This is a genomic window from Ferriphaselus amnicola (assembly GCF_000974685.2).
GTDB classification, from domain to species: domain Bacteria; phylum Pseudomonadota; class Gammaproteobacteria; order Burkholderiales; family Gallionellaceae; genus Ferriphaselus; species Ferriphaselus amnicola.
Window position 1 is genome coordinate 275,347 of sequence record NZ_AP018738.1, and the last position, 23,399, is coordinate 298,745.

The 23,399-nt window shown below is 58.2% G+C and carries 14 protein-coding genes, 1 other RNA gene and 1 riboswitch; of the genes, 4 read left to right on the forward strand and 11 right to left on the reverse strand.

All coding sequences use genetic code 11. The features are described 5' to 3' along the window. Positions 1-15: 15 nt before the first annotated feature. The 10 genes from OYT1_RS01270 to OYT1_RS01315 form a co-directional block, all read right to left on the reverse strand. Positions 16-696 carry a cytochrome c1 gene (locus OYT1_RS01270; protein WP_088178185.1) on the reverse strand — a complete coding sequence of 227 codons (681 nt, stop codon included), beginning with the start codon at positions 694-696 and terminating at the stop codon, positions 16-18. Continuing rightward, positions 693-1,919 (reverse strand): cytochrome b, encoded by a 1,227-nt coding sequence (locus OYT1_RS01275; RefSeq protein WP_062625707.1) that lies wholly within the window; start codon positions 1,917-1,919, stop codon positions 693-695. Before OYT1_RS01275 ends, OYT1_RS01270 begins: the two co-directional genes overlap by 4 nt. 8 nt (positions 1,920-1,927) lie before the next feature. Beyond that, positions 1,928-2,440, reverse strand: coding sequence for a ubiquinol-cytochrome c reductase iron-sulfur subunit (petA, locus tag OYT1_RS01280; RefSeq protein WP_062625706.1), 513 nt, complete (start codon positions 2,438-2,440; stop codon positions 1,928-1,930). A gap of 117 nt (positions 2,441-2,557) precedes the next feature. Continuing rightward, positions 2,558-4,729 carry a primosomal protein N' gene (locus OYT1_RS01285; protein WP_062625705.1) on the reverse strand — a complete coding sequence of 724 codons (2,172 nt, stop codon included), beginning with the start codon at positions 4,727-4,729 and terminating at the stop codon, positions 2,558-2,560. A 292-nt stretch (positions 4,730-5,021) separates the two neighbouring features. Then, a complete protein-coding gene (gene hemE, locus OYT1_RS01290; protein WP_062625704.1) occupies positions 5,022-6,086 on the reverse strand; it encodes a uroporphyrinogen decarboxylase in 1,065 nt (354 codons plus the stop codon). A gap of 12 nt (positions 6,087-6,098) precedes the next feature. Then, the gene (locus OYT1_RS01295) at positions 6,099-7,562 is read right to left on the reverse strand and encodes a glutamate synthase subunit beta (RefSeq protein WP_062625703.1); all 1,464 of its coding nucleotides are present in this window, start codon (positions 7,560-7,562) and stop codon (positions 6,099-6,101) included. Beyond that, the gene (gene gltB / locus OYT1_RS01300; RefSeq protein WP_062625702.1) at positions 7,562-12,208 is read right to left on the reverse strand and encodes a glutamate synthase large subunit; all 4,647 of its coding nucleotides are present in this window, start codon (positions 12,206-12,208) and stop codon (positions 7,562-7,564) included. The genes OYT1_RS01295 and gltB overlap by 1 nt, the downstream gene beginning before the upstream one ends. Before the next feature lie 248 nt (positions 12,209-12,456). Next, a non-coding RNA gene (gene ssrS / locus OYT1_RS01305) (6S RNA) lies at positions 12,457-12,636 on the reverse strand. A 22-nt stretch (positions 12,637-12,658) separates the two neighbouring features. Next, positions 12,659-12,973, reverse strand: a complete 315-nt coding sequence (locus OYT1_RS01310; RefSeq protein ID WP_062625701.1) for a cell division protein ZapA — start codon at positions 12,971-12,973, stop codon at positions 12,659-12,661. Continuing rightward, entirely contained in the window at positions 12,970-13,167 is a 198-nt protein-coding gene (locus OYT1_RS01315; RefSeq protein WP_062625700.1) for a hypothetical protein, read from the reverse strand. The genes OYT1_RS01310 and OYT1_RS01315 overlap by 4 nt, the downstream gene beginning before the upstream one ends. Positions 13,168-13,255: 88 nt before the next feature. Further along, a riboswitch (cobalamin riboswitch) is annotated at positions 13,256-13,457 on the forward strand. A 123-nt stretch (positions 13,458-13,580) separates the two neighbouring features. On the opposite strand from OYT1_RS01315, the gene OYT1_RS01320 reads away from it, so the two are divergent. Both OYT1_RS01320 and msbA read left to right on the forward strand, forming a co-directional pair. After that, positions 13,581-15,650: a TonB-dependent receptor gene (locus OYT1_RS01320; RefSeq protein ID WP_062625699.1), complete on the forward strand. Its 2,070-nt coding sequence runs from the start codon at positions 13,581-13,583 to the stop codon at positions 15,648-15,650. A gap of 73 nt (positions 15,651-15,723) precedes the next feature. Continuing rightward, entirely contained in the window at positions 15,724-17,472 is a 1,749-nt protein-coding gene (gene msbA, locus OYT1_RS01325; protein WP_062625890.1) for a lipid A export permease/ATP-binding protein MsbA, read from the forward strand. 11 nt (positions 17,473-17,483) lie between these two features. Here msbA and thpR read toward each other — a convergent pair whose 3' ends face one another. Continuing rightward, complete coding sequence (gene thpR, locus OYT1_RS01330) at positions 17,484-18,026, reverse strand: RNA 2',3'-cyclic phosphodiesterase (RefSeq protein ID WP_062625698.1); 543 nt, start codon at positions 18,024-18,026, stop codon at positions 17,484-17,486. A gap of 86 nt (positions 18,027-18,112) precedes the next feature. Here thpR and fliB point away from each other — a divergent pair, with 86 nt between their 5' ends. Both fliB and OYT1_RS01340 read left to right on the forward strand, forming a co-directional pair. Further along, a complete protein-coding gene (fliB, locus tag OYT1_RS01335) occupies positions 18,113-19,375 on the forward strand; it encodes a flagellin lysine-N-methylase (protein ID WP_062625697.1) in 1,263 nt (420 codons plus the stop codon). Between the two features lie 76 nt (positions 19,376-19,451). After that, entirely contained in the window at positions 19,452-23,300 is a 3,849-nt protein-coding gene (locus OYT1_RS01340; RefSeq protein ID WP_062625696.1) for a DUF3683 domain-containing protein, read from the forward strand. Positions 23,301-23,399: the final 99 nt, after the last annotated feature.

The following is a 23,399-nucleotide window of genomic DNA, read 5'->3' on the forward strand; positions in this document are numbered from 1 at the left end:
GATACCGCGCCCGCGCTATTCGATCGGCGGTTCCTGATCTATCCTGGCCCAGATACGGCGCTTCCACAGGTAAAGCAGAATGGTCATGAATGCTAGGTAGATCAGCACATAGATGCCGAGTTGCTTACGTTCCGGCGCATGTGGATCAGCCGCCCAGATCAGGAAGGCGCTGACATCCTTGGCTTGCGCTTGAATGTCGGCTTTTTGCTTCTCGTCGGTGGCGGTGGCGATACCCAGCACGTCCGGCATCCGAGTTTCTGGGAAGATCGCATTGCTCAATGCCCCATCTTGAGTGTTGTGGTAGCCCGTCAGATAGGAGTATAGGTAGTGTCCACCACCTTCACGTGCACTGGCCATCAAACTTAGGTCGGGCGGAACGGCGCCACCAAAGGATTCTTTGGCGGCCTCTTCAGGCATCTGCGATGCCAGCGTCGCATCCAATGATTGGCCACCGCGCCACTCTTCAATCTTATCCTTGTTGACGCCTAAATTGAGCAGATGCCGATAGCGCAGGTATTTCAAGCCATGACAGCCATTGCAGTTGGTGGCGACGATCTCTGCGCCACGCACTAATGCAGCGTTATCTTCCGGCAACGGACTGTGGTCGAGCACGACTTCGTTGGCGGACGCCCCGCCAGAGGCAAGCGTCATCAGCAAGGTAAGAGCCGTATGTCGTATGAAGGACTTCAAATTCATTTCTGTTTACTCCTGTCTTGATCTGCATCCAGCATCAGTTTCAAGGCTGGAGGGAGGTGGCGTGAGAGTAGGTAACGCTCCTCAAATTTGGAGATGAACGGCAGGGCGAGGAAGGTGGCGAAATAGAGGAAGGTGGCGACTTGTCCCACGATCACGGTGGTGTTGGTCACCGGCTGCGAGCCTACCCAGCCTAGCACCACGATGTCTATCGTGAACATGTAGAACATGGTGCGATAGAACGGCCGGTAATGTGCGCCGCCGGGGATACGCGAACGATCCATATAGGGCATGGCAGCGAAGATCAGCACTGACAACGCCATGGCTATCACACCGCCGATCAGGTCTGGCACGGCGCGCAGAATGGCGTAGAACGGCAGGAAGTACCACTCCGGCACGATGTGCGCCGGTGTCTGCATCGGGTTGGCTGGGATGTTGTTGGCCGCTTCGATGAAGGCATTCGGTGCAAAGAACACAAAGCTACAGAACACCATCAGATAGACACCCAGTCCGAACATATCCTTGATGGTGAAGTAGGGGTGGAACGGGATGTTGTCCTTATCCGCCAAATTGAGGCCGGAGGGATTGCTGCTCTTCACCGAGTGCAGGGCGACCAAGTGGATCACCACGGCTGCGCTGATGATGAAGGGGAACAGGTAATGCAAGGCGAAGAAGCGGGTCAGCGTCGCATCGCCTACGCCGTAGTCGCCGCGCAGCCACACCACGAGTTGATCGCCGATGAAGGGCGTGGCACGGAACAGGTTGGTGATGACGGCAGCGCCCCAGTAAGACATCTGCCCCCACGGCAATAGGTAGCCCATGAACGAGATCGCCATCAGTAGCAACAGTAGAATTTGCCCCGTCCACCACAGTAGTTCACGCGGTTTGCGATAGGAGCCGTAATACAGTGTGCGAGCCATGTGGATATAAACCACGACGAAGAAGGCCGACGCGCCGGTGGAGTGCAGGTAGCGCAATAGCCAGCCGTAGTTCACGTCGCGCATGATGTGCTGGATGGAGTCGAACGCCATCGCTGCATCCGGCTTGTAGTGCATAGCGAGGAAGATGCCGGTGGCCAGTTGCAGTACCAGCACGAACCCGGCGAGGAATCCGAAATTCCACCAGTAACTGAGGTTGCGCGGAGTCGGGTAGCCGGTCAGCTCATGCTTGACGAAATTGGTCAGGGGGAAGCGCTGGTCGATCCAGTCTATGGTCTTGTTAGGCATAGTCTCTCCTAGGCTTTGCCGATGATGATCTTATTCTCGCCTTCAAAACTATAGGCGGGAACTTCGAGATTCTTCGGAGCCGGGCCGCGCACCACGCGCCCGCTGGTGTCGTACATGCTGCCGTGACAGGCGCACAGCCAGCCATCTTCGTTGTGATTGGGTACGCAGCCCAGATGGGTGCAGACGCCGACCACGACCAGCCACTCTGGCTTCTGGACGCGGCGACCATCTTCTTCGGGAGCGAGTCCGCCGGGCGAGGATTGAGCCTTGCGGATCTCGGCTTCGGTGCGATGCAACACGAACACCGGCTTACCTTGCCAAGCGACGGTGTGCATCCCGCCGGGCGGGATGTTGCTGAGATCGACCTCAGTCACGGATTTGGCCAGCACGTCCTGACTGGGATTCATGCTGTTGACGAAAGGCCAGCAGGCTGCTGCTGCGCCGGTCACACCTGCGGCTGTAGTGAACTTGCCCAGAAAATCACGTCGCTTGGGGTTGTTCAGAGTGTCGCCATCTGCCATTTCACACCTCTCTTGGTATATTAGATTATTCTAATAGTGTCAGGCTTCAAGTGTATCAGCGTCAACCGCTATGATGGAGTAGTCCATCTTACCCAAAGGGGTGGGCCAATTGCGCGGCTAGAACTCCAACGGGTCGATGTCGAGCGACCATCGGAGTTTGGGGGCGGGCAATGCTTCCAGCAAGGGGCGCCAGGCACGCAGAAACGGCTGAAGTGTGGCGCGTGAATCGGCCTGTATCAGCAGTTGGGCACGGGTGTGATTGGCGCGGCGGGGGAGTGCGGCGGGCACCACGCCGTATAGCTCAACTTCATGGGTGAGTGCGGTGCCCGCTTTCCGGGCTTGTTGTAGGAAGGTGAACACGCCGTCAGCGTGCGGGCCTTCCGCGCGCAGCATGACTTGAAAGCAGAACGGCGGGAATCCAGCTAATCGGCGTTCGGCCAGTAACGTTTCGGCCCAGCTGACGTAGTCGTGCTCGCGCAGCGCGTGGAATAGCGGATGGTCGGGGAAGGCGGTCTGGATCAGCACTTCGCCCGGCTTTTCCGCACGCCCAGCGCGGCCAGCGACTTGGGCGAGTTGGGCGAAGAGTTTTTCCGAGGCACGGAAATCGCTGCTGTACAGCGCGTTGTCGGGGTTGAGCACGCCGACTAGCGTCAGCTTGGGAAAGTCGTGTCCTTTGGCCAACATCTGCGTGCCGACCAAGATGTCGATCTTGTCATCGGCGATCTGCTGGCGCATGGCGCTCCAGCTGCCTTTGTTACGGGTGCTGTCGCGATCCACGCGCAGGATGCGTGATTGCGGAAAGCGTTCGTTCAACATGGCTTCCACCCGCTGGGTGCCGATGCCGACCGGTTGCAGATCGGGATTGCCGCACGATGGGCAGTCGCTGGGAACGCGCTGTTGCAGTCCGCAATGGTGGCAGCGCAGTCGCCGATCTGGCAGGTGCAATACCAGCTTGCCAGAGCAATGCGGGCAGGTGGAGAGCCAGCCACAGGCGGTACACATCAGCACCGGGGCGTAGCCACGTCGGTTGATGAACAGCAAACTTTGCTCGCCACGCTGCAAGCGCTGTTCCAGCGCGGTCAGTAATTGCGGACTCAGGCCTTCCTGCATCAGTACCTGATTGGTATTGATCAGGCGCAAGCTGGGCAGGGTGGCTTGTGCCACTGCACGTTGATTCAGGCGCAGCAAGCGGTAGCGCCCGCTCTGTGCGTTGTAGTAGCTTTCCAATGCAGGTGTGGCCGAGCCGAGCACGATGGGAATGCCGCGCTGATGGGCGCGAAAGATGGCCACGTCGCGGGCGGAGTAGCGCAGACCGTCTTGCTGCTTGTAGGAACTGTCATGTTCCTCGTCCACCAAGATCAACCCTAGCTCCGGTAGAGGCGTGAACACCGACAAGCGCGTACCGAGAATGATCCGCGCTTGCCCATTTTGAGCGCGTAGCCAGTTCTGCGTGCGCTCGCCATCACCTAGTCCACTGTGCAAGCTGATCAGTTCGGCATCTGGGAAGCGGCTGCGGAAATAGTTTTCCAGTTGCGGGGTCAGATTGATCTCGGGTACCAGCAGCAGCACTTGTTTATTTTGTTGCAGCGCATGGTGCATCAGGTGGACATAGACCTCGGTCTTGCCGCTGCCGGTGATGCCATGCAGCAAGAAGCAACCATAGCCCATGTTTTGCGTCACTGCGTCCACCGCAGTTTGCTGCTCATCGGTTAGCGTGTGTTGGGTCGCGAAGCGATGGGCAGGTGCGGTTTGAATGGCGAGTTCCACCCAGCCGGCTTCGACCAACGATCTGAGTGCGGCGGGTGCGCTAGCGGACAGGGCACGCAGTTGCGCGATGTCCATCACCCCCTGTTGCAAGGCGTTCAGGATGCGCAACTGCACTTTCTGCCGTTGCGGCAGCGTGGCAAGATCGAGTGCCAGTCCGGTTTCAGTCAAGCCGTAGATCTGCGGAACTTTTCGTGACACCGGCTCGTCCGAGCGCAAGCGCGCCGGCAACGCCGACAGCACGGTCATCCCCAAAGGGTAGTGGTAGTAGTCGCTGCAAAAGCGCAGCAGGCGGAGTAATTCTGCGGGCAGCGGTTCGACATCGTCCAGAACTCGACTCACGGGCTTGATGCGCTCGTCCGCTAATTCCGAGCTATCAACCGCTTCCATGATGATTCCGATTAGCTGTTTGCGACCAAAAGGAACCAGTACGCGCTGCCCGACGACGGCCTCTGAATCTGCCGCTAGCGAGTAGTCGAAAAGAGTTGACAGCGGCAGGTCGAGCGCCACGCGAACAATGTGCATTTAGTCGAATAACCTGTGTTGTTTTCTACAAAAAACCGCTAACACCATGGTCTCAAAATAGGTTTTTATCTTACACACAATTCCTGTGGATAACTGTGTGGATAATCGTTGAATGGAACGTCTAACTGCTAACGGTGTATAGCGTTTCTGAGCCTTGCCTATTTTTTATGCTACGATGTATATCTATAAAAATCAAATAGTTATGATTTAGAAAAATAATGGCCGCTGGATTTCGCCAACGGCCTTCGTTCAAATACGGCTATGTGTATAACCGCACATGATTATTTCTGCGCTAGTGGTACTTTCGGCTCAGCTCATGCACCGCAGCCACCAATGCGGCTGCATTGTCAGGATTGGTGAATTGAGAGATACCGTGGCCCAAATTGAACACATGACCGCTGCCGTAACCGTAGCTGCTCAGCACCTTTTCGACCTCATTCCGGATCACTTCCGGCGTGGCGAACAGTACGGTCGGATCGATGTTGCCTTGCAGCGCGACCTTGTGACCGACCTTCTGGCGCGCGATGCCGATGTCCATGGTCCAATCCAAGCCAACGGCATCACAACCGATATTCGCGATGCTGTCGATCCACAGACCGCCGCCCTTGGTGAATACGATGGACGGGATCTTTACGCCGTCTTTTTCCTTGATCAGGCCATCCACGATGCGCTGGGTATAAGCCAGCGAGAATTCGTGGAAGGCACCATGTGACAGTGCGCCGCCCCAAGAATCGAAGATCATCACCGCTTGTGCACCTGCTTCGATCTGCGCGTTCAGATAAAGCGTCACGGCCTCGGCTGTGACGCTCAGGATGTGGTGCATCAGCGCCGGTTCCTTGTACATCATGGTCTTGACCTTGGCGTAGTCATCGCTGCCACCGCCTTCGACCATGTAGCAACCCAGCGTCCACGGGCTGCCGGAGAAGCCGATCAGCGGTACGCTACCGTTCAGCGACTTGCGGATCTGCGATACGGCATCGGTGACGTACTTCAAGTCTTTGCCGATGTCTGGCACACGCAGTGCCATGACATCAGCCTCCGTCCGCAGTGGACGCTCAAACTTTGGGCCTTCCCCTTCCGCGAAATACAGCCCCAGACCCATCGCATCCGGTACCGTGAGGATGTCGGAGAACAGAATCGCGGCATCTAGTGGGAAGCGCTCTAGCGGTTGCAGAGTGACTTCGGTCGCCATGTCAGGCGACTTGCACAGGTTGAGGAAGCTGCCTGCGCGTTTGCGCGTGGCGCAGTATTCCGGCAGGTAGCGACCCGCTTGGCGCATCATCCACAGTGGGGTGTATTCAGTCGGCTGGCGCAGCAGTGCGCGCAGGAAGGTGTCGTTCTTAACATTGAAGTTCATTTGGCTCTTTTCTTATCGGGGCAGAACACTGCTGCCCATCAGGAATTCATCCACGGCGCGTGCGGCCTGACGGCCTTCGCGGATCGCCCAGACTACCAGTGACTGACCGCGACGCACGTCACCAGCGGCGAACACTTTGGGCACATTAGTCTGATAACAGCCCTTGCCTTCAGTGGAGGCATTGGCATTGCCACGGCCATCTTTTTCCACGCCGAACGCATCCAGCATGGCTTGGATCGGATTGGTGAAGCCCATGGCCAAGAACACCAGATCGGCCTTGACGATGAATTCGCTACCGGCGACCTCGGACAGCTTGCCGTCCTTCCATTCCACGCGAGCGGCCTTGAGGCCGGACAGCTTGCCGTTCTCGCCGATGAATTCTTTAGTAGTCACCGACCAGTCGCGTTCGCAGCCCTCTTCGTGGGAGCTGGAGGTGCGCAGCTTGAGCGGCCAGTAAGGCCAAGTCAGCGGACCGTTTTCCAACTCGGGTGGGCGTGGCATCACTTCGAATTGAGTGACGGCCGTTGCGCCGTGACGGTTGGACGTGCCAACGCAGTCAGAGCCGGTGTCGCCACCGCCGATCACCACCACATGCTTGCCATCAGCGTGGATGGGATTGCGTCCATCGCCCGCGACTTCCTTGTTTTGTGGGATCAGGAACTCTAGCGCGAAATGCACGCCTTGCAGCTCACGTCCGGGAACGGGCAGATCGCGTGGAGTCTCGGAACCGCCGCTCAGCACCACGGCATCGAATTCTTTCATCAGCTCATCTGGGCTGACGGTGGTCTGTGCATCATTCGCCGTACCTTTGCCTGGCATGTTCTTACCGACCCAGACACTCGTGCGGAATTCCACGCCTTCGGCGCGCATCTGATCCATGCGACGGTCGATGTGTGATTTCTCGAACTTGAAGTCAGGAATGCCGTAGCGCAACAGGCCACCAACGCGGCTGTTCTTCTCGAACACGACCACGGCATGGCCAGCGCGTGCCAGTTGCTGTGCAGCCGCCAAGCCCGCCGGGCCGGAACCGACTACGGCAACCTTCTTGCCTGTCTTCTTGATGGCAGGTTGTGGTATTACCCAGCCACTTTCCCAGCCCTTGTCGATGATGGCGTGCTCAATGGACTTGATCCCTACAGCCGCTTGGTCGATGTTCAAGGTGCAGGCTGCTTCGCACGGCGCGGGGCAGATGCGACCAGTGAACTCGGGGAAGTTGTTGGTGGAGTGCAGCACGGTCAGCGCTTCCTGCCACTTGCCGCGATACACCAAGTCGTTCCAGTCGGGGATGATGTTATTGATCGGGCAGCCGTTGTTGCAGAACGGGATGCCGCAATCCATACAGCGTGCGCCCTGAACCTTGGACTGTTCGTCGGTCAGTGTCTGCACGAACTCGTTGTAGTTCTTCAAGCGTTGATCGACAGGCAGATAAGCCTCGTTCAGTCGCTTGAATTCCATGAAACCGCTAGGCTTACCCATTATGCCACCTCCACTTGCTTGGCTTGTTGTGCCGCGATTTCCGATAGGGCGCGGCGATATTCGGTCGGCATGACTTTGACGAATTTAGGTAGATAGACTGCCCAGTTATCCAGAATCTTCTTGGCGCGAGCACTGTTGGTGAAGCCAAGATGTTTCTCGACGTAGGTACGCAGCACCGCCTCATCGGCCTTGCCGAGGTGGTTGAAGTGTACGCGACCATGAGTTTCCAGCTCGCCAGTCTCGCTGGCAGCGGATTCCGCCGGGATCGGTTCCAGATTGACCATCGCCATGTTGCAGCGCTTGGCAAAGTTGCCATCTTCATCCAGCACGTAAGCCACGCCGCCGGACATCCCTGCCGCGAAGTTGCGACCAGTCTGCCCCAGCACGATGACGATGCCGCCGGTCATGTATTCGCAACCGTGGTCACCGGTGCCTTCGACGACGGTGATCGCGCCGGAGTTACGCACGGCGAAGCGTTCTCCCGCCACGCCATTGAAGTAACACTGGCCGCCTGTCGCGCCGTATAACACGGTGTTGCCGACGATGATGTTCTCTTCCGGCACGATGGAGCAATCTTGCGCTGGGCGGATCACAATGCGACCACCGCACAGCCCCTTGCCGACGTAATCGTTGCCTTCGCCTTCGAGGTCGAGAGTCACGCCGCTCGCCAAGAATGCGCCGAAGCTCTGTCCAGCCGTACCCTTCAGTTTCACCACGATGGTGTTGTCAGGCAGGCCGGTGTTGCCGTAGCGTTTGGCGACTTCGTGCGACAGCATGGTGCCCGCACTGCGATTGACGCTGCCGATGGTGCTGCGGATTACGACCGACTTGCCGCTCTCCAGCGCCGGTGCTGCTTCGGCGATGAGTTGGTTGTCCAGCGCCTTGTCTAGGCCGTGATCTTGCGATTCGGCATGGCGGCGTGCCACGCTGGCAGGCATATCCGGCTGGTGGAAGATCTTGCTGAAGTCCAGACCTTGCGACTTCCAGTGAGCGATGCCTTGCTTCACGTCGAGCAGGTCGGAGCGGCCGATCAAGTCTTCGAACTTGCGGATACCCATCTGTGCCATCAACTCACGCACTTCTTCGGCGACGAAGAAGAAGTAGTTGACCACGTGTTCGGGCTGGCCGGTGAATTTCTTGCGTAGTTCAGGGTCTTGCGTGGCGACGCCGACTGGGCAGGTGTTGAGATGGCACTTGCGCATCATGATGCAGCCACCTACGACCAACGGCGCCGTGGCGAAACCGAACTCATCTGCACCCAGCAAGGCGCCGATCAGCACGTCGCGACCAGTCTTGAGTTGACCATCGACTTGCAGGCCGACGCGGCCACGCAAACGGTTCAGCACCAGCGTCTGTTGTGCTTCGGCCAGACCGAGTTCCCACGGTGTACCTGCATGCTTGATCGAAGACAAGGGCGATGCTCCGGTGCCGCCGTCATAGCCGGAGATCACGATATGGTCAGCCTTGGCTTTGGACACGCCCGCTGCTACGGTACCGACACCTACTTCGGAGACCAGCTTGACCGAGATTGACGCCGAGGAGTTGGCATTCTTCAGGTCATGGATAAGCTGCGCTAAGTCCTCGATGGAATAGATATCGTGGTGCGGCGGTGGCGAGATCAGACCAACGCCAGGCACCGAGTGACGCAGCTTGCCGATGTATTCGGAAACTTTGCCTCCGGGCAGCTGGCCGCCTTCGCCGGGCTTCGCGCCCTGAGCCATCTTGATCTGGATCTGGTCAGCGTTCGATAGGTACTCTGCTGTTACGCCGAAACGACCCGAGGCGACTTGTTTGATCGCAGAGCGCAGTGAGTCGCCTTCCGCCATCACGCGGTCGGATTCGATGCGGTTCTTGCCGATGATTTCGGACAATGTCTCTCCGGCTTTCAGCGCGCGGAAACGGTTTGCATCTTCACCACCTTCGCCGGTGTTGGATTTGCCGCCGATGCGGTTCATCGCTTGTGCTAGCACGGTGTGGGCTTCGGTGGAAATCGAACCCAGCGACATCGCGCCGGTGACAAAACGCTTGACGATGTCCTTGGCTGAATCGACTTCATCCAAAGGTACCGCAGCGCCGAGCGGCTTGATCTCGAACAGGCCGCGCAACGTCTTCAGCTTGTGCGCCTGATCGTTGATGAGCTGGGCGTATTCCTTGTAAGTCTTGAAGTTGTTGGAGCGCGTTGCGTGCTGCAACTTGGCGATGGAATCCGGCGTCCACATGTGTTCTTCGCCACGGATGCGGAAAGCGTATTCGCCGCCCGCATCCAGCATGTCGGCCAGCACTGGATCGTTGCCAAAGGCATCCAGATGGATGCGCACGGCTTCTTCGGCAACTTCGGCCAAGCCGATACCTTCGATCTGCGTTGAGGTGCCGGTGAAAAAGCGTTCGACGAATGCGGCGTTCAAGCCGATGGCCTCGAAGATCTGCGCGCCGCAGTAGGATTGGTACGTGGAAATGCCCATCTTGGACATCACCTTGAGCAATCCCTTGTTGATCGCCTTGATGAATCGCTTGCCAGCCTCATAGGCGGATAGCTCTCCAGGCAGGCCAGCGCTGAGATCAGCCAATGTCTCGAAAGTCAGCCATGGGCACACAGCCTCGGCACCATAACCAGCCAACAGCGCGAAATGATGAGTCTCTCGGGCGGAACCCGTATCGACGACCAAGCCGGTGCTGGTACGCAGACCTTCGCGCACCAGATGGTGGTGCACGCCTGCGGTAGCCAGCAGCGCCGGGATAGCAACGCGTGAGGCCGAAACGCCACGGTCGGACAGAATCAACACGTTGATGCCCTCAGCCACGGCCTGATCGGCAGCCGTGCACAGCGCTTGGATGGCGGCATCGCAACCGGCAGCACCTTCGATGGCCGGATAAGTGATGTCCAGCACGCGCGAACGGTACTGGCCGTTGGTCAGCGTAGCAATGTCACGCAATTTGGCCAGATCGTCATTGGTCAACACCGGCTGGTGTACTTCCAGACGCAGCGTCGGAGTGGTTTCGTCGATGCCCAGCAGGTTGGGTTTGGGGCCGATGAACGAGGTCAGCGACATCACGATCTCTTCGCGGATCGGGTCGATCGGCGGATTGGTCACCTGCGCGAACAGCTGTTTGAAGTAGCTGTACAGCACCTTGTTCTTGTTGGAAAGCACCGGCAATGCGCTGTCGTTGCCCATCGAGCCGGTCGCTTCTTCGCCCGTGGTCGCCATCGGCGCGAGGATGAACTTGAGGTCTTCTTGGGAATAACCAAAGGCTTGCTGAGTGTCGAGCAAGGAGCCGTTCAGGCCGGGATTCGCTCCGCCAGCGGCAAGGTCGCCGAGGAAGTAGCGCGACTTCTCGATCCATTGGCGGTAAGGTTTGGCGGTAGCCAATTGATTCTTAAGCTCATCATCGCTGATGATGCGACCGGCTTGTAAGTCGATCAGGAACATCTTGCCTGGCTGTAAGCGCCATTTCTTGACAATCTTGTTCTGCGGGATGGGCAATACGCCCATTTCGGAAGCCATCAGCACGACATCATCGTCGGTGATTAGGTAGCGGGCGGGACGCAGGCCATTGCGATCTAGGGTCGCACCGATCATCTGACCATCGGTGAATGCGACGGCGGCGGGGCCGTCCCACGGCTCCATCAGTGCAGCGTGATATTCATAGAAGGCGCGGCGCTCTTCGTCCATCAGCGGATTGCCAGCCCACGCTTCGGGGATCAGCAACATCATCGCGTGTGGCAGCGAATAACCGCCCGCCACCAACAGTTCCAGCGCGTTGTCGAAGCAGGCGGAGTCGGACTGGCCTTCGGTGATGAGCGGCCATAGTTTTTCCAGATCTTTGCCCAGCAGATTGGAGGACATCGCAGCGTGGCGGGCAGTCATCCAGTTGACGTTGCCGCGCACAGTATTGATCTCTCCGTTGTGGGCGATCATGCGGAAAGGGTGAGCCAGATCCCAGGTCGGGAAGGTGTTGGTGGAAAAGCGCTGGTGCACCAATGCTAACGCGCTGACTACTCGGGAGTCTTGTAGATCGTGGTAGTAAGTACCAACCTGATCTGCCAGCAGCATGCCCTTATAGACGATGGTGCGTGACGACAACGACGGGATGTAGAAGCCAGCACCCTGATCGTCCGGCAGATGGCGGATAGCATGTTCGGCAGTCTTGCGGATCACGAACAGCTTGCGCTCGAAACTATCCTGATCGGCGCAATTGACGCCGCGACCAATGAACACCTGACGAACAGTCGGTTCCACCAGCTTGACGCTTTCGCCCAAGATTGCGCTGTTCACCGGCACATCGCGCCAGCCCAGCAACACTTGACCTTCGGCAACGATCTTGTCAGCGATGGCCGCTTCGCATGCGGCACGCGCTTTCGCGTCACGTGGCAGGAACAGCATGCCAACGCCGTATTCGCCGGCTGCACGCAACTCGACACCGGAAACGGCACGGAAGAAGGCATCGGGGAGTTGCAGCAGGATACCCGCGCCGTCACCGGCTAGCGGATCGGCACCTACCGCACCGCGATGTACCAGATTCTCCAGAATCTGCAAGCCTTCGCGTACGCGATCATGGCTTTTTTGACCTTTGATATGAGCGACAAAGCCCACACCACACGCATCGCGCTCTTGGCGCGGATCGTACAGACCTTGCTGTACCGGCATCGAAGGATGATTCACGCTATTCCTTAATCAAAATCAGACTACACAAATCGGCGATACACTATCGCCATGTTCTACAGTCAAGCGAAAGGGCGGGAATGGTACCTTGTCTCTAGGTGTAGGGCAACACGGAAGAGGAGAAATGAATGAACTCCCAAAGAATCATGGTAGCTCGTTGATTCGATAGCGGCTAGGAAATGAAAAATGCGACCGAAGTCGCATTTCTCGTGAGCACTCTCATGCCCGGAATAAAGCCCCCCGCCTGTGCCGTTGGCTCAATGTCTTGAACCTGGGTTCAAGATGGTCGCTTCCCGGTTGCATCAGGAACATCCGACTAAGGGACGCTCACAACAGCAATTGAGTGGGTTACAACCTTAAGCAGCGCTTATTGGTTCAAAGAATTATGAGCCTGACAAACACCGCAGGGGACAAACTTAATCTGTGTTTCAAATGTTAGAACAGAGCATCCTGTTCGGCTAGGGCAGAGTCCACCGTTGCCTGCATAGCCTGCATTCTACGCTTAAACTCTCCGAGGTCAAATCCTGCGCCGAGGCGGGTTTTGAGCAGTTCATGTGCGATGTTCAACGCGGCCATCACGGCGATGCGCTCCATCGACGCGGTCTTACCGGCGGCTTGGATCTCGCGCATTTTCTTGTCGAGATAGGTCACCGCTGCGAGCAGGTCAGCTTCGTCCTCTTCCGGGCAGGCGACGCGAAATTCGCGGTCGAGCAGGGTGACTTCCAGTGTCTTCACGGTATTGTCGCTCATGCTTCTTCCGGTAGTTGGGTCAGTAAGTTTTCCAGTCGATCGGAGACGCTCTCGATCTTGTCGCTGTATTGGCGATTCTGACTGAGGGCAGTGGCCAGCTCTTGGCGCAGTTGATGGTTCTCGGAGCGCAGGCGCGAAGTCAGTGTTACCAACTGTCCCAGTTTTTGCTCCAGTGTGTTGAATTCGTTTTGCATGGGGCGAACTATAGTTTAAGCAATTCAACTGCGTCAAACGGTAACGAAAGTTTTTGCAGGTAGCCTCGAGTTTAGCTCGCTTGCTGGTAGAATCCGCGCGCTTCAAGGTGCCGGACGAGCCATCGTTCGGTTAAACGGGAAACAGGTGTGATACCTGTGCTGCCCCCGCAACGGTAAGCAAGGAAGGGCGCGTCAACATGCCACTGTGAGTAATCATGGGAAGGCGATGTGTCCAAGTCGGCGATGACGACCTTGTGAGCCCGGATACCGGCCTAGGAGTTTGGTTAGGAAATGCTGCGGGAGGCGCATGGACGGTCGATTTCGGCAACCCAGCCGCGCCCTCCATTCTCTCGGGTTTTTCCTGTTTTATCCGTTCCAACGGGGTCGCTTGGAACTTACTTCAGGAAATCATCATGCAACAAAAGCAACTCTTGGCCGCACTGCTGTGTGCGGTCACTCCCTTGGCGCACGCTGAATCCGAAGCCATGCTGGACGAAGTCGTGGTCACGGCCACGCGATTTAAGGATAAATCGGCTGACAGGCCGATCAATGCCACGATCATCAGTCGCGACGACATCCAGCAAAGCAGCGCTCGCACTTTGCCGGAATTGCTCGCTGGGCAGGCGGGCATCGCCATGCGCGATTTTTTTGGCAACAACGCGGCTTCCTCCACGGTGGATATGCGTGGCTTTGGTGCGGCGGCGGGGCAGAACACGCTGATCCTGTTGGATGGTCGGCGCATCACTGACTCGGACCTGTCGGGCGTGCAGTGGGCGGCGATCCCATTTGCGGCCATCGAGCGCATCGAGATTCTGCGCGGCAGTGGTGCCGTGCAGTATGGAGATGGCGCCAGCAGCGGTGTCATCAACATCATCACACGTACGCCAACGAAAATGGGCGGCAGTGGGCAAGTCAGCGTGCGAGGTGGCAGCTACGACACCAATGAAGTGCAAGCCAGCGGCGGCTATTTCACCGGCGAAGTTGGCGTGGATGTCACCGCCAGTAAGCTGCACTCAGGCGGCTATCGCGCCAATAACAGCAACGATCAGACCAATGCACAGGCCAACGCACGCTGGCTGACCGAGGCTGGTGAGTTTGCCCTCAAGTTGGGCGTGGATCAACAGACTATTCGTTTGCCGGGCGCACGCACGGTGCAACCTGCGTTGGGCATCGACCAAGTGGCGACCGATCCGCGCGGTGCAGCCACGCCGCTGGACTATGCCAGCCGTGATGGGGGGCAAGTGGCGCTGGAGTGGCAGCAGAACCTAGCGGGGGCGGACATCAATCTGGGGTTGGCGCGCCGCACCAAGAACCAGAAGTCGTATTTCGATCTGGGTGGTTTTCCGACCTATCGCGATGGTGATCTGACGGTAGATTCGTTCACGCCGCGCGTGCGAGTTCCGCACGCGTTGGGGGGCGAGAGTTCACTGGTGGTGGGTGTCGATGTCCATCGATGGGATTATGCTCAACGCATATCGAATGCAGCGGCGAACATCGCCCAGCCTATCAATCGTATCGGCATGACGCAGAGTAACGACGCTTGGTATCTGCAAAACACCACGCATCTTTCAACCGCGACCACGCTGCTGGCGGGGTTCCGCAACGAGCGCATTGCAATGAGTGGTTCGGATACCTACAACGCAGCTGCTCCTGGCGCATTCTTTGGCTCGGCGGCACCTGCTGGAATATTTTCTGCGTCAAAGAATGCCTATGAGCTGGGGCTGCGCCACCAGTTCGACTCGGGACTGGCCATCAACGGCAAGGCTGGGCGTAGTTTCCGCTTTGCAAATGTGGATGAGATCTATGAATCTGGTCCCGCCTTCACTAACCAGTTCCAATTCTTGCGCCCGCAAACGGTGGATGGATTGGAGTTCGGGTTGGGGCAGCGGACGCAGGCCGCTAGCTGGCGGGCCACCGTATTTAGCAACGAAGTCCGTGACGAGATCCATCTCGACCCGTTCAGTACCGGCGTAGGTAACACCAATCTGCCGCCGTCGCGTCGTCAGGGCATTGAGCTGGAAGGCAGGTGGCAGGCGTTGTCGCAACTGGCGCTGAGTGCGACCTATGGCTACACCGACGCACGCTTCATTTCAGGCATTTGGCCGGGCAGCGCCTTCACGCAAACCAACGTCAATATCGCAGGCAAGCACGTGCCACTGGTGGCTAGTCAGAAAGTGAATCTGGGTGCGTCATGGGCGGTGAGCGAGCAGACCCGGTTGAATGCGGCGGCAAGCTATGTCGGCTCACAGTTCATGGAGAACGACGAGGCTAATACCTTGGGGATGAAGATTCCAGCCTACACGCTGGTCGATCTTAAGCTGGTGCATCAGGTGGGCGCGTTGCAACTGAATGCCTCCGTGAACAACTTGTTCGATCACAAGTACTACAACTACGCCGTCAGTAGCCAGTTCACGCCGGGCAGATTCAATGCTTACACTTTGCCGGGACGGACGCTGTTCGTGGGGTTGGGCTACCAGCTCTGATCCTGTTGGACTCTGCACGAGGGCGGCGATGCCGCCCTTTTGCTTTTCTGCTACAGTGCGCGCCATGAATTCCATGACCAGCAGCCAGCTCTATCGCCGTCTTCTCGGCTACGTTAAACCCTATTGGCGCGTGTTCGCGCTGTCCATCCTTGGCATGATGGTATCGGCGGCGACCGAGCCGCTGCTGCCAGCCTTGCTCAAGCCCATGCTCGACGGCACCTTCGTGCATAAGGACGATACGGTCATCCGGCTCACGCCCATCTTCATTCTGGTGATCTTCTTCGTACGTGGCGCAGCGTCGTTCGTGGGTACTTACGCCATTGGCTGGATCGGCAACAAAGTGGTGATGGATTTGCGCGAGGCGATGTTCGCCAAGCTGCTGTCCTTACCGACGCGCTATTACGACGATCACGCCACGGGCAATCTGATCTCCAAGCTGACGTTCGATGTGACGCAGGTCACGGCGGCGGCGACCAGCGTGGTGACCATCACCATTCGTGACACGATCATTGTCATCGGTCTGCTCGGCTGGCTGTTCTACCTCAACTGGAAGCTGACGCTGCTGTCGCTGGTGATGGCGCCGGTGATCGCCTTCATCATCACCACGATCAGTCGGCGTTTGCGCAGTGCCAGCCGTGATTCGCAACAGGCGATGGGCGACATCACGCAGACCATTGAGGAGAGCGTCACCGCGCATAAAGTGGTGAAGCTGTTCGGCGGACAAACCTACGAGAGTCGCCGCTTTTTTGAGTATTCCAATGGCCTGCGCCGCCACACCATGAGACAGGCGGCGGCTTCGGCGGCGAATGTGCCCATCGTGCAGATGGTGGCGGCGGTGGCCTTGTCCATCGTCATCTATCTGGTCATCGAACAATCGCGCACCGATCAGACCACGGTTGGCGGCTTTTTGTCTTTCGTCGCCGCCATGCTGATGTTGACTGCGCCGATCAAGCGTATCACGGCGGTCAGCGAACACATGCAGCGCGGACTGGCGGCGGCGGAAAGCGTGTTCGAATTGCTGGATACGCCGAGTGAAGTCGATCAGGGCAAGGTGGCTATTGGTCGTGCGCAAGGCAACCTAGCTTTCGAGCACTTGGATTTTTCCTATCAAACCGACGACGCAAAGCAGGTGTTGCGCGCTGTCAATCTGGCGATCCCGGCAGGGCAGACGGTCGCGTTGGTAGGTGCTTCGGGTAGCGGCAAAAGTACGCTGGCGAATCTGGTTCCGCGCTTCTACACGCCGACGGCCGGGCGCATCACGCTGGATGGCCACGACCTGAGCGACCTTAGTCTGGCCAGTTTGCGCGCCAACATCGCGCTGGTCAGTCAAGAAGTGGTGCTGTTCAACGACACCGTGGCGGCCAACATCGCCTACGGCCAGATGCGTGTAGTGCCTGAAGCTGAGATCGTCGCGGCAGCGGTGGCCGCCCATGCGATGGAATTCATCCGCGAGATGCCGCAAGGTTTGAGCACGCTGGTCGGAGAGAAGGGGGTGCGACTGTCCGGCGGACAGCGTCAGCGTATCGCCATCGCACGCGCCATCCTCAAGAATGCACCCATCCTGATCTTGGACGAGGCGACCTCTGCGCTGGATTCGGAATCCGAGCGCCACGTGCAGGCGGCGCTGGAAACGCTGATGCAAGGCCGCACTTCGCTGGTGATCGCGCATCGTTTGTCCACCATCGAGAGCGCCGACCGTATTGTGGTGATGCAAAAAGGCGAGATCGTGGAAGTCGGCACTCACCGCGAGTTGCTGGCGCACGACGGTGTCTATGCGCAGCTGCACCGCATTCAGTTCTCTGAGCCGCGCGCCACTCAGTAAGGCATTCCCAACTAACGCAGCGGGAAATGCTCCAACACTTGGTAATGCGCGCCCTGCGCATTTTGCTGCGACTCCACCAACACAAACTCTTTGCACTGCCAACTCACCCGAGTCATTTCGGGAAGCGGTGCATCCGTCCATACGGCATGGCGCAGCAACGTGGCGTGCGGCTTGAACTCACGCAGCTCGAAGCGAAAGTGATGTCGTCGCAGGGATTGCTCTAGTTGCTGCACCAAGCGAGGTAACTCGGGCGGAATGTGCGTCGGTGCGGCATAGGCGATGTGGTTGTGTCCCCAGTAGCGCGCTACCTCAAAACTGAGTTCGAAGCACGCGCCGTCAATTTCGTGTGCGGCCAGTCGCAGTGCTTCGAGTCGCGTTCGCTCGATCTCACCCAGAAATACCAAAGTGCTATGGAGTGTGTCGGTACGCATCGCGCGGCCTCCGCAGACGTTCAATAGCGGTACCTGCCAAACAGCTAGTGCCGTACGCTCTTCATCGTTCGGCCACAGGGCAAAGAACACTCGCGCTTGCGCGCCCGCAGGGGATGGATTCATGGCGCTATTGTAGAGAAGAATGTTTATAGATGGCGCGTCGCCAGCGGCTGTGGCACAGTATCGCCACTCATTCAGGAGCGGTCGATATGGAACAGAAAAGCATGCTGGTGCCCGATTACTACGCCGAGTTTCACTGTATCGGCAGTGCGTGCGAGGAGTCGTGTTGTGTCGGCTGGAATATACCCTTGGATGAAGTCAGTTATCGCCGCTACCAAGCGTGCCGCCATCAAGAGTTGACTCCGCTGTTTCGTGAAGCGCTGATCGAGAACACCGATGTGCAGACGCGCAGCAAAGAAAATGTGGCTGCGCTCAAATGTTCCTCTGATGGACGCTGCTTGTTACTTCAAAGCGACGGCTTGTGCTCCATCCATCGTCTGTTGGGTGAAGAAGCCTTGTCCAATACCTGCGCAACCTTTCCGCGTTACGTCAATCTTTTTGGCGGGAAAATGGAGCTTTCGCTCGGGATCGCTTGCCCCGAGGCGGCTAGGCGGGTGTTGCTGCACCCCGAACCCATAGGCTTCGACTTGGTCGATGCCGACACCTCGATTGAAGCGCGAGGCTTTGTTTCCCATCGTTTCCCGAATCAGGGAGAGGGCGACCCGGCGCAGATGGCCATCCTCAATGAATTACGCGCCCTCGTCATCGGCTTATTGCAGTTCCGCGAGCTGACGCTGGGTGCGCGGCTGATGGTGCTGGGATTCCTGCTGGAAGATGTGGACAAAGTGGCATCATCGGCCAAATTCAGCCACGCTTCGGAGTTGTTGCCGATACTTAAAGGCTACGCTGATTTTGTTTCCGATCCTGCCAGCGTGGAGGCTCAGTTCGCCCAGATCGTTGGCGATCTGCCGCGTAAGATCGGGACGATCGGTAATGTGCTGGCGCAACTGTTGGCTGAGCGAGCTACGCCGCGTATGCGCGAATGCCTGATCGCAGCTTCGAGTGGACTGCTGGCTGGCGAGACCGACAAACCCGTTGCGGACACCGAAGTGTTGGCGCGTTATCGTGCGGGCTATCACGATCACTACACCCCCTACTTTGCAAGCAACGGTTACATACTTGAGAACTATCTGGTGAATCAGGTGCTGACCCGTTTGTTCCCATTCGCTCTGCGCAATTTCTTGGATCTCTATCGTGAGCTGGTATGCAACCTTGCCATCGTCCAAGTCTTGCTGGTCGGCATGGCTGCGCATGACCAAGGTCTGAGCGATGAGCGTGTGGTGCAACTGCTCCAGTCCTTCGCCCGCAAGACCAATCACAATCCGGCTTATCTAGAAAAGCTGCTCGCCGCCATCGGCGCGACGGGGCCGGGGCAATTCGTAGATGTGATGTGGATGCTCAAGGAATCATAGGCCTGATGGCGGCGGGGTCGAGCAAATCGTTACCTTGCGGTAGAATGCGCGCCTTGCCCTGCATCCTGACCTTCGCATGACCGCCCGACTGCGCGAAATCCCGTATAACTACACTTCGTTCTCCGACCGTGAGATCGTCATCCGCCTGCTCGGCGACGAGGCGTGGGACATCATCAACGGTTTACGCCAAGAGCGCCGTACTGGCCGTTCGGCGCGCATGTTGTACGAGGTGCTAGGCGACATCTGGGTGGTGACGCGCAATCCCTATCTGCAAGATGATCTGCTGGGCAACCCAGATCGGCGCAGTGCGTTGGTCGGCGCTTTGCGCCATCGCCTGAACGAGATCGAGTCGCGTCGCCAGAGTAACGAGATTGTGGCGCGCCTGCTGCAACTGGCCAACAAGGCCGTGGATGAATTCTCTGCTGAATTCGAGCAGACGCTGGAACTGCGCCGCCGTACCTTGCGCGCACTTGGCAAATATACTCGCCGCGACAACATCGCTTTTGACGGACTGGCGCGTGTGTCGCACGTCACCGACGCGACCGACTGGCGCGTCGAATACCCGTTCGTGGTGCTGACCCCAGATACCGAAGCCGAAGTTGCGCCGTTGGTGCGCACCTGTATTGAACTGGGTCTGACCTTGATCCCGCGCGGCGGTGGCACGGGTTACACCGGCGGCGCAGTGCCGTTGACCAAGCTGTCTGCCGTCATCAACACTGAAAAATTGGATGCACTGTCGGTAGTCGAAGTGCAGACCTTGCCCGGATTGACGCAGCCGTATGCCACTGTCCATTGCGGCGCGGGTGTGGTGACGCGCCGGGTGATGGAAGTGGCAGAGGCCAACGGCCTTGTGTTCGCAGTCGATCCGACCTCGGCGGACGCCTCCTGCATCGGCGGCAACGTAGCGATGAATGCGGGCGGCAAGAAAGCCGTGCTGTGGGGTACGGCGCTGGATAATCTGGCTTCGTGGCGCATGGTTACACCAGATGGGCTGTGGATGGAAGTCGAGCGCCTAGACCACAATCTCGGCAAGATTCACGACGTAGCCAATGCGCAGTTCCGTATCCGCCGCTTCGAGGTGGATGGTAAGACAGCACATGGCGAACCAGAGATTCTGACCATCGCAGGCAGCGCCTTCCGCAAGGCTGGCCTAGGCAAGGATGTTACCGACAAGTTCTTGTCCGGCTTGCCCGGCATCCAAAAGGAAGGCTGCGACGGCATCATCACCTCGGCGCGTTTCATCCTGCATCGCGCGCATACGCATACCCGTACCGTGTGTCTGGAGTTTTTTGGTCAAGTGCGCGAGGCGGTACCCGCCATCGTTGAGATCACCACCTTGCTGGACAATCGCGGCGACAAATCGGTATTGCTGGCGGGCTTGGAACATCTGGACGAACGCTATCTGAAGGCCGTGGGCTACGCCACTAAATCCCGTCGAGGCACGCGTCCGAAGATGGTGCTGATCGCCGATGTAGTGAGCGACGACGAACGTGCCGTGGGCGAGGCCGCTTCCGAGATCGTCCGCCTCGCCAACCTGCGTCACGGCGAAGGGTTCATCGCCGTGGCTGCCGAAGCGCGCAAGAAATTCTGGCTGGATCGCGCCCGCACCGCCGCCATCGCCAAGCACACCAACGCTTTCAAGATCAACGAAGACGTGGTCATCCCACTGCCGCGCATGGGCGACTACTGCGACGGTGTGGAGCGCATCAACATCGAGTTGTCGTTAAAGAACAAGCTTAAGCTGCTGGATGCGCTGGACGAGTTCTTTGCGGGCGAGTTGCCGCTGTTCTATCAGGATGATGCACAACTAGGTGATGCCGAACTGTTGGGAAATCGGCCTCAACAAGCGCGCGAGTTGCTGGCCAAGGTGCGCCAGCGCTGGCAGTGGCTGCTGGATAACCTCGACGCGAGCGTCGAAAGTCCTGAATTCAAAGTGCTGAGTGCTGAGTGGGCGACCCTGCACTCAGCACTCAGCACTCAGCACGCAACCGTCTTCCTCGCCTTGCAGCAGCACGCTATCCGCGCCTCCTGGAAGATCGAAGTGCGTGAAGAGTTGCGCCACATCTTCAGTGGCCGCACTTACCAGACCATCCTTGAGCAGTGCAGCACTATCCACCAGCAGGTGCTGAAGAGCCGCGTGTTCGTGGCGCTGCATATGCACGCGGGCGATGGCAACGTGCATACCAACATCCCGGTCAATTCCGACGACTACGCCATGTTGCAACAGGCGAACGGCGCGGTCGATCGCATCATGCAGTTGGCGAAAGATCTGGGCGGCGTGATCTCGGGCGAGCACGGCATCGGTATCACCAAGTTCGATTATCTGGACGCGAGCGAGCTGCAACCGTTCGCCGACTACAAGCGCCGCGTCGATCCCGAAGGTCGTTTCAACAAGGGCAAGTTGCTTACTGGCAGCAACCTCGAACGCGCTTACACCCCTAGCTTCAACTTGATGGAATTGGAAAGTCTGATTCTGGAAAAGAGCGAGCTGGGCGAAATCTCCGACTCGATCAAGGATTGCCTGCGTTGCGGCAAGTGTAAGCCAGTGTGCAACACCCACATTCCGCGCGCCAATCTGTTGTATTCCCCGCGCAACAAGATTCTCGGCACGTCCTTGTTGATCGAGGCATTCCTGTACGAAGAGCAGACGCGGCGCGGTATTTCGCTGGCGCATTTCGACGAGTTCAACGATGTGGCCGACCATTGCACGGTGTGCCACAAATGTGCGAATCCCTGCCCGGTCAATATCGACTTTGGCGACGTGTCCATCGCCATGCGCAATTTCCTGCGCAAGCAGGGCAAGAAGAAATTCAATCCCGGCAGCGCGGCATCGATGGCCTTCCTCAACGCGACCGATCCGGCCACCATTAAGCTGGTGCGCAAGGTGATGATCGAGTGGTCGTACAAGGCGCAGCGACTGGGCTACCAACTGGGCAAGCGCTTCGGCTTGATCCGCGAACAAGTGGCGCATCCACCGGCCTCGCTGGGACGCCCGCCGCTGAAGGCGCAAGTGATTCACTTCATCAACAAGCCAATGCCGGGCAATCTGCCGAAAAAGACTTCGCGTGCGCTGCTGGACATTGAGGACAACACGGTCGTGCCGGTGATCCGCAATCCACACAAGGTGAACGAAGATTCCGAGGCCGTGTTCTATTTCCCCGGCTGCGGCTCCGAGCGCTTATTCGGTCAAGTCGGATTGGCGACGCAGGCGATGTTGTACGAGACGGGCGCAATCACCGTATTGCCGCCGGGCTACCTGTGCTGCGGCTATCCGCAGACCGCTTCCGGCTTCGCGGACAAGGGCAACCAGATCACCACCGACAATCGCGTGCTGTTCCATCGTGTCGCCAACACGCTGAATTATCTCGACATCAAGACCGTGGTGGTGTCGTGCGGCACCTGCATGGATCAGTTACAGCAGTACCAGTTCGACAAGATCTTCCCTGGCTGCCGCTTGCTCGACATCCACGAATATCTGCTGGAGAAGGGTGTGAAGCTAGAGGGTGTGCAAGGCACCAAGTATTTGTATCACGACCCTTGCCACTCGCCGATGAAGACGCACGCGCCGCTGAAGGTGGCGAATACCTTGATGGGTGTGCCGGTGACGTTGAGCGAGCGCTGCTGCGGCGAGTCCGGCACCTTGGCAGCCAGCCGCCCCGACATATCGACGCAGATCCGCTTCCGCAAGGAAGAAGAGATGCGCAAGGGGGCGGATGCGCTGCGCGCCGATGGTTTTGTGGGCGAGGTGAAAATACTGACCTCCTGCCCGTCCTGCCAGCAAGGCTTGTCACGCTACGATGATGATTCTGGCACTACGGCGGATTACATCGTGGTCGAGATGGCGAAGCATCTGCTGGGTGAGAACTGGTTGCCGGATTATGTGGCCAAGGCCAACAACGGCGGCATCGAGCGCGTGCTTCTTTAAGGGAACGCTGATTTTTCGTCATACCGGCGAAGGCCGGTATCCAGCGTCTTCACTTAACCGGGTTCTGGCCTTCGCCGGAACGATCAGACCGAACAAATC

Coding starts and splice junctions, on each gene's coding strand:
- OYT1_RS01320 (WP_062625699.1), top strand. CDS start 13,581: ATGCAACAAAAGCAACTCTTGGCCGCACTGCTGTGTGCGGTCACTCCC.
- thpR (WP_062625698.1), bottom strand. CDS start 18,026: ATGAATCCATCCCCTGCGGGCGCGCAAGCGCGAGTGTTCTTTGCCCTG.
- OYT1_RS01275 (WP_062625707.1), bottom strand. CDS start 1,919: ATGCCTAACAAGACCATAGACTGGATCGACCAGCGCTTCCCCCTGACC.
- OYT1_RS01310 (WP_062625701.1), bottom strand. CDS start 12,973: ATGAGCGACAATACCGTGAAGACACTGGAAGTCACCCTGCTCGACCGC.
- gltB (WP_062625702.1), bottom strand. CDS start 12,208: ATGCCGGTACAGCAAGGTCTGTACGATCCGCGCCAAGAGCGCGATGCG.
- OYT1_RS01340 (WP_062625696.1), top strand. CDS start 19,452: ATGACCGCCCGACTGCGCGAAATCCCGTATAACTACACTTCGTTCTCC.
- OYT1_RS01295 (WP_062625703.1), bottom strand. CDS start 7,562: ATGGGTAAGCCTAGCGGTTTCATGGAATTCAAGCGACTGAACGAGGCT.
- hemE (WP_062625704.1), bottom strand. CDS start 6,086: ATGAACTTCAATGTTAAGAACGACACCTTCCTGCGCGCACTGCTGCGC.
- OYT1_RS01285 (WP_062625705.1), bottom strand. CDS start 4,729: ATGCACATTGTTCGCGTGGCGCTCGACCTGCCGCTGTCAACTCTTTTC.
- OYT1_RS01270 (WP_088178185.1), bottom strand. CDS start 696: ATGAATTTGAAGTCCTTCATACGACATACGGCTCTTACCTTGCTGATG.
- fliB (WP_062625697.1), top strand. CDS start 18,113: ATGGAACAGAAAAGCATGCTGGTGCCCGATTACTACGCCGAGTTTCAC.
- OYT1_RS01315 (WP_062625700.1), bottom strand. CDS start 13,167: ATGCAAAACGAATTCAACACACTGGAGCAAAAACTGGGACAGTTGGTA.
- petA (WP_062625706.1), bottom strand. CDS start 2,440: ATGGCAGATGGCGACACTCTGAACAACCCCAAGCGACGTGATTTTCTG.
- msbA (WP_062625890.1), top strand. CDS start 15,724: ATGACCAGCAGCCAGCTCTATCGCCGTCTTCTCGGCTACGTTAAACCC.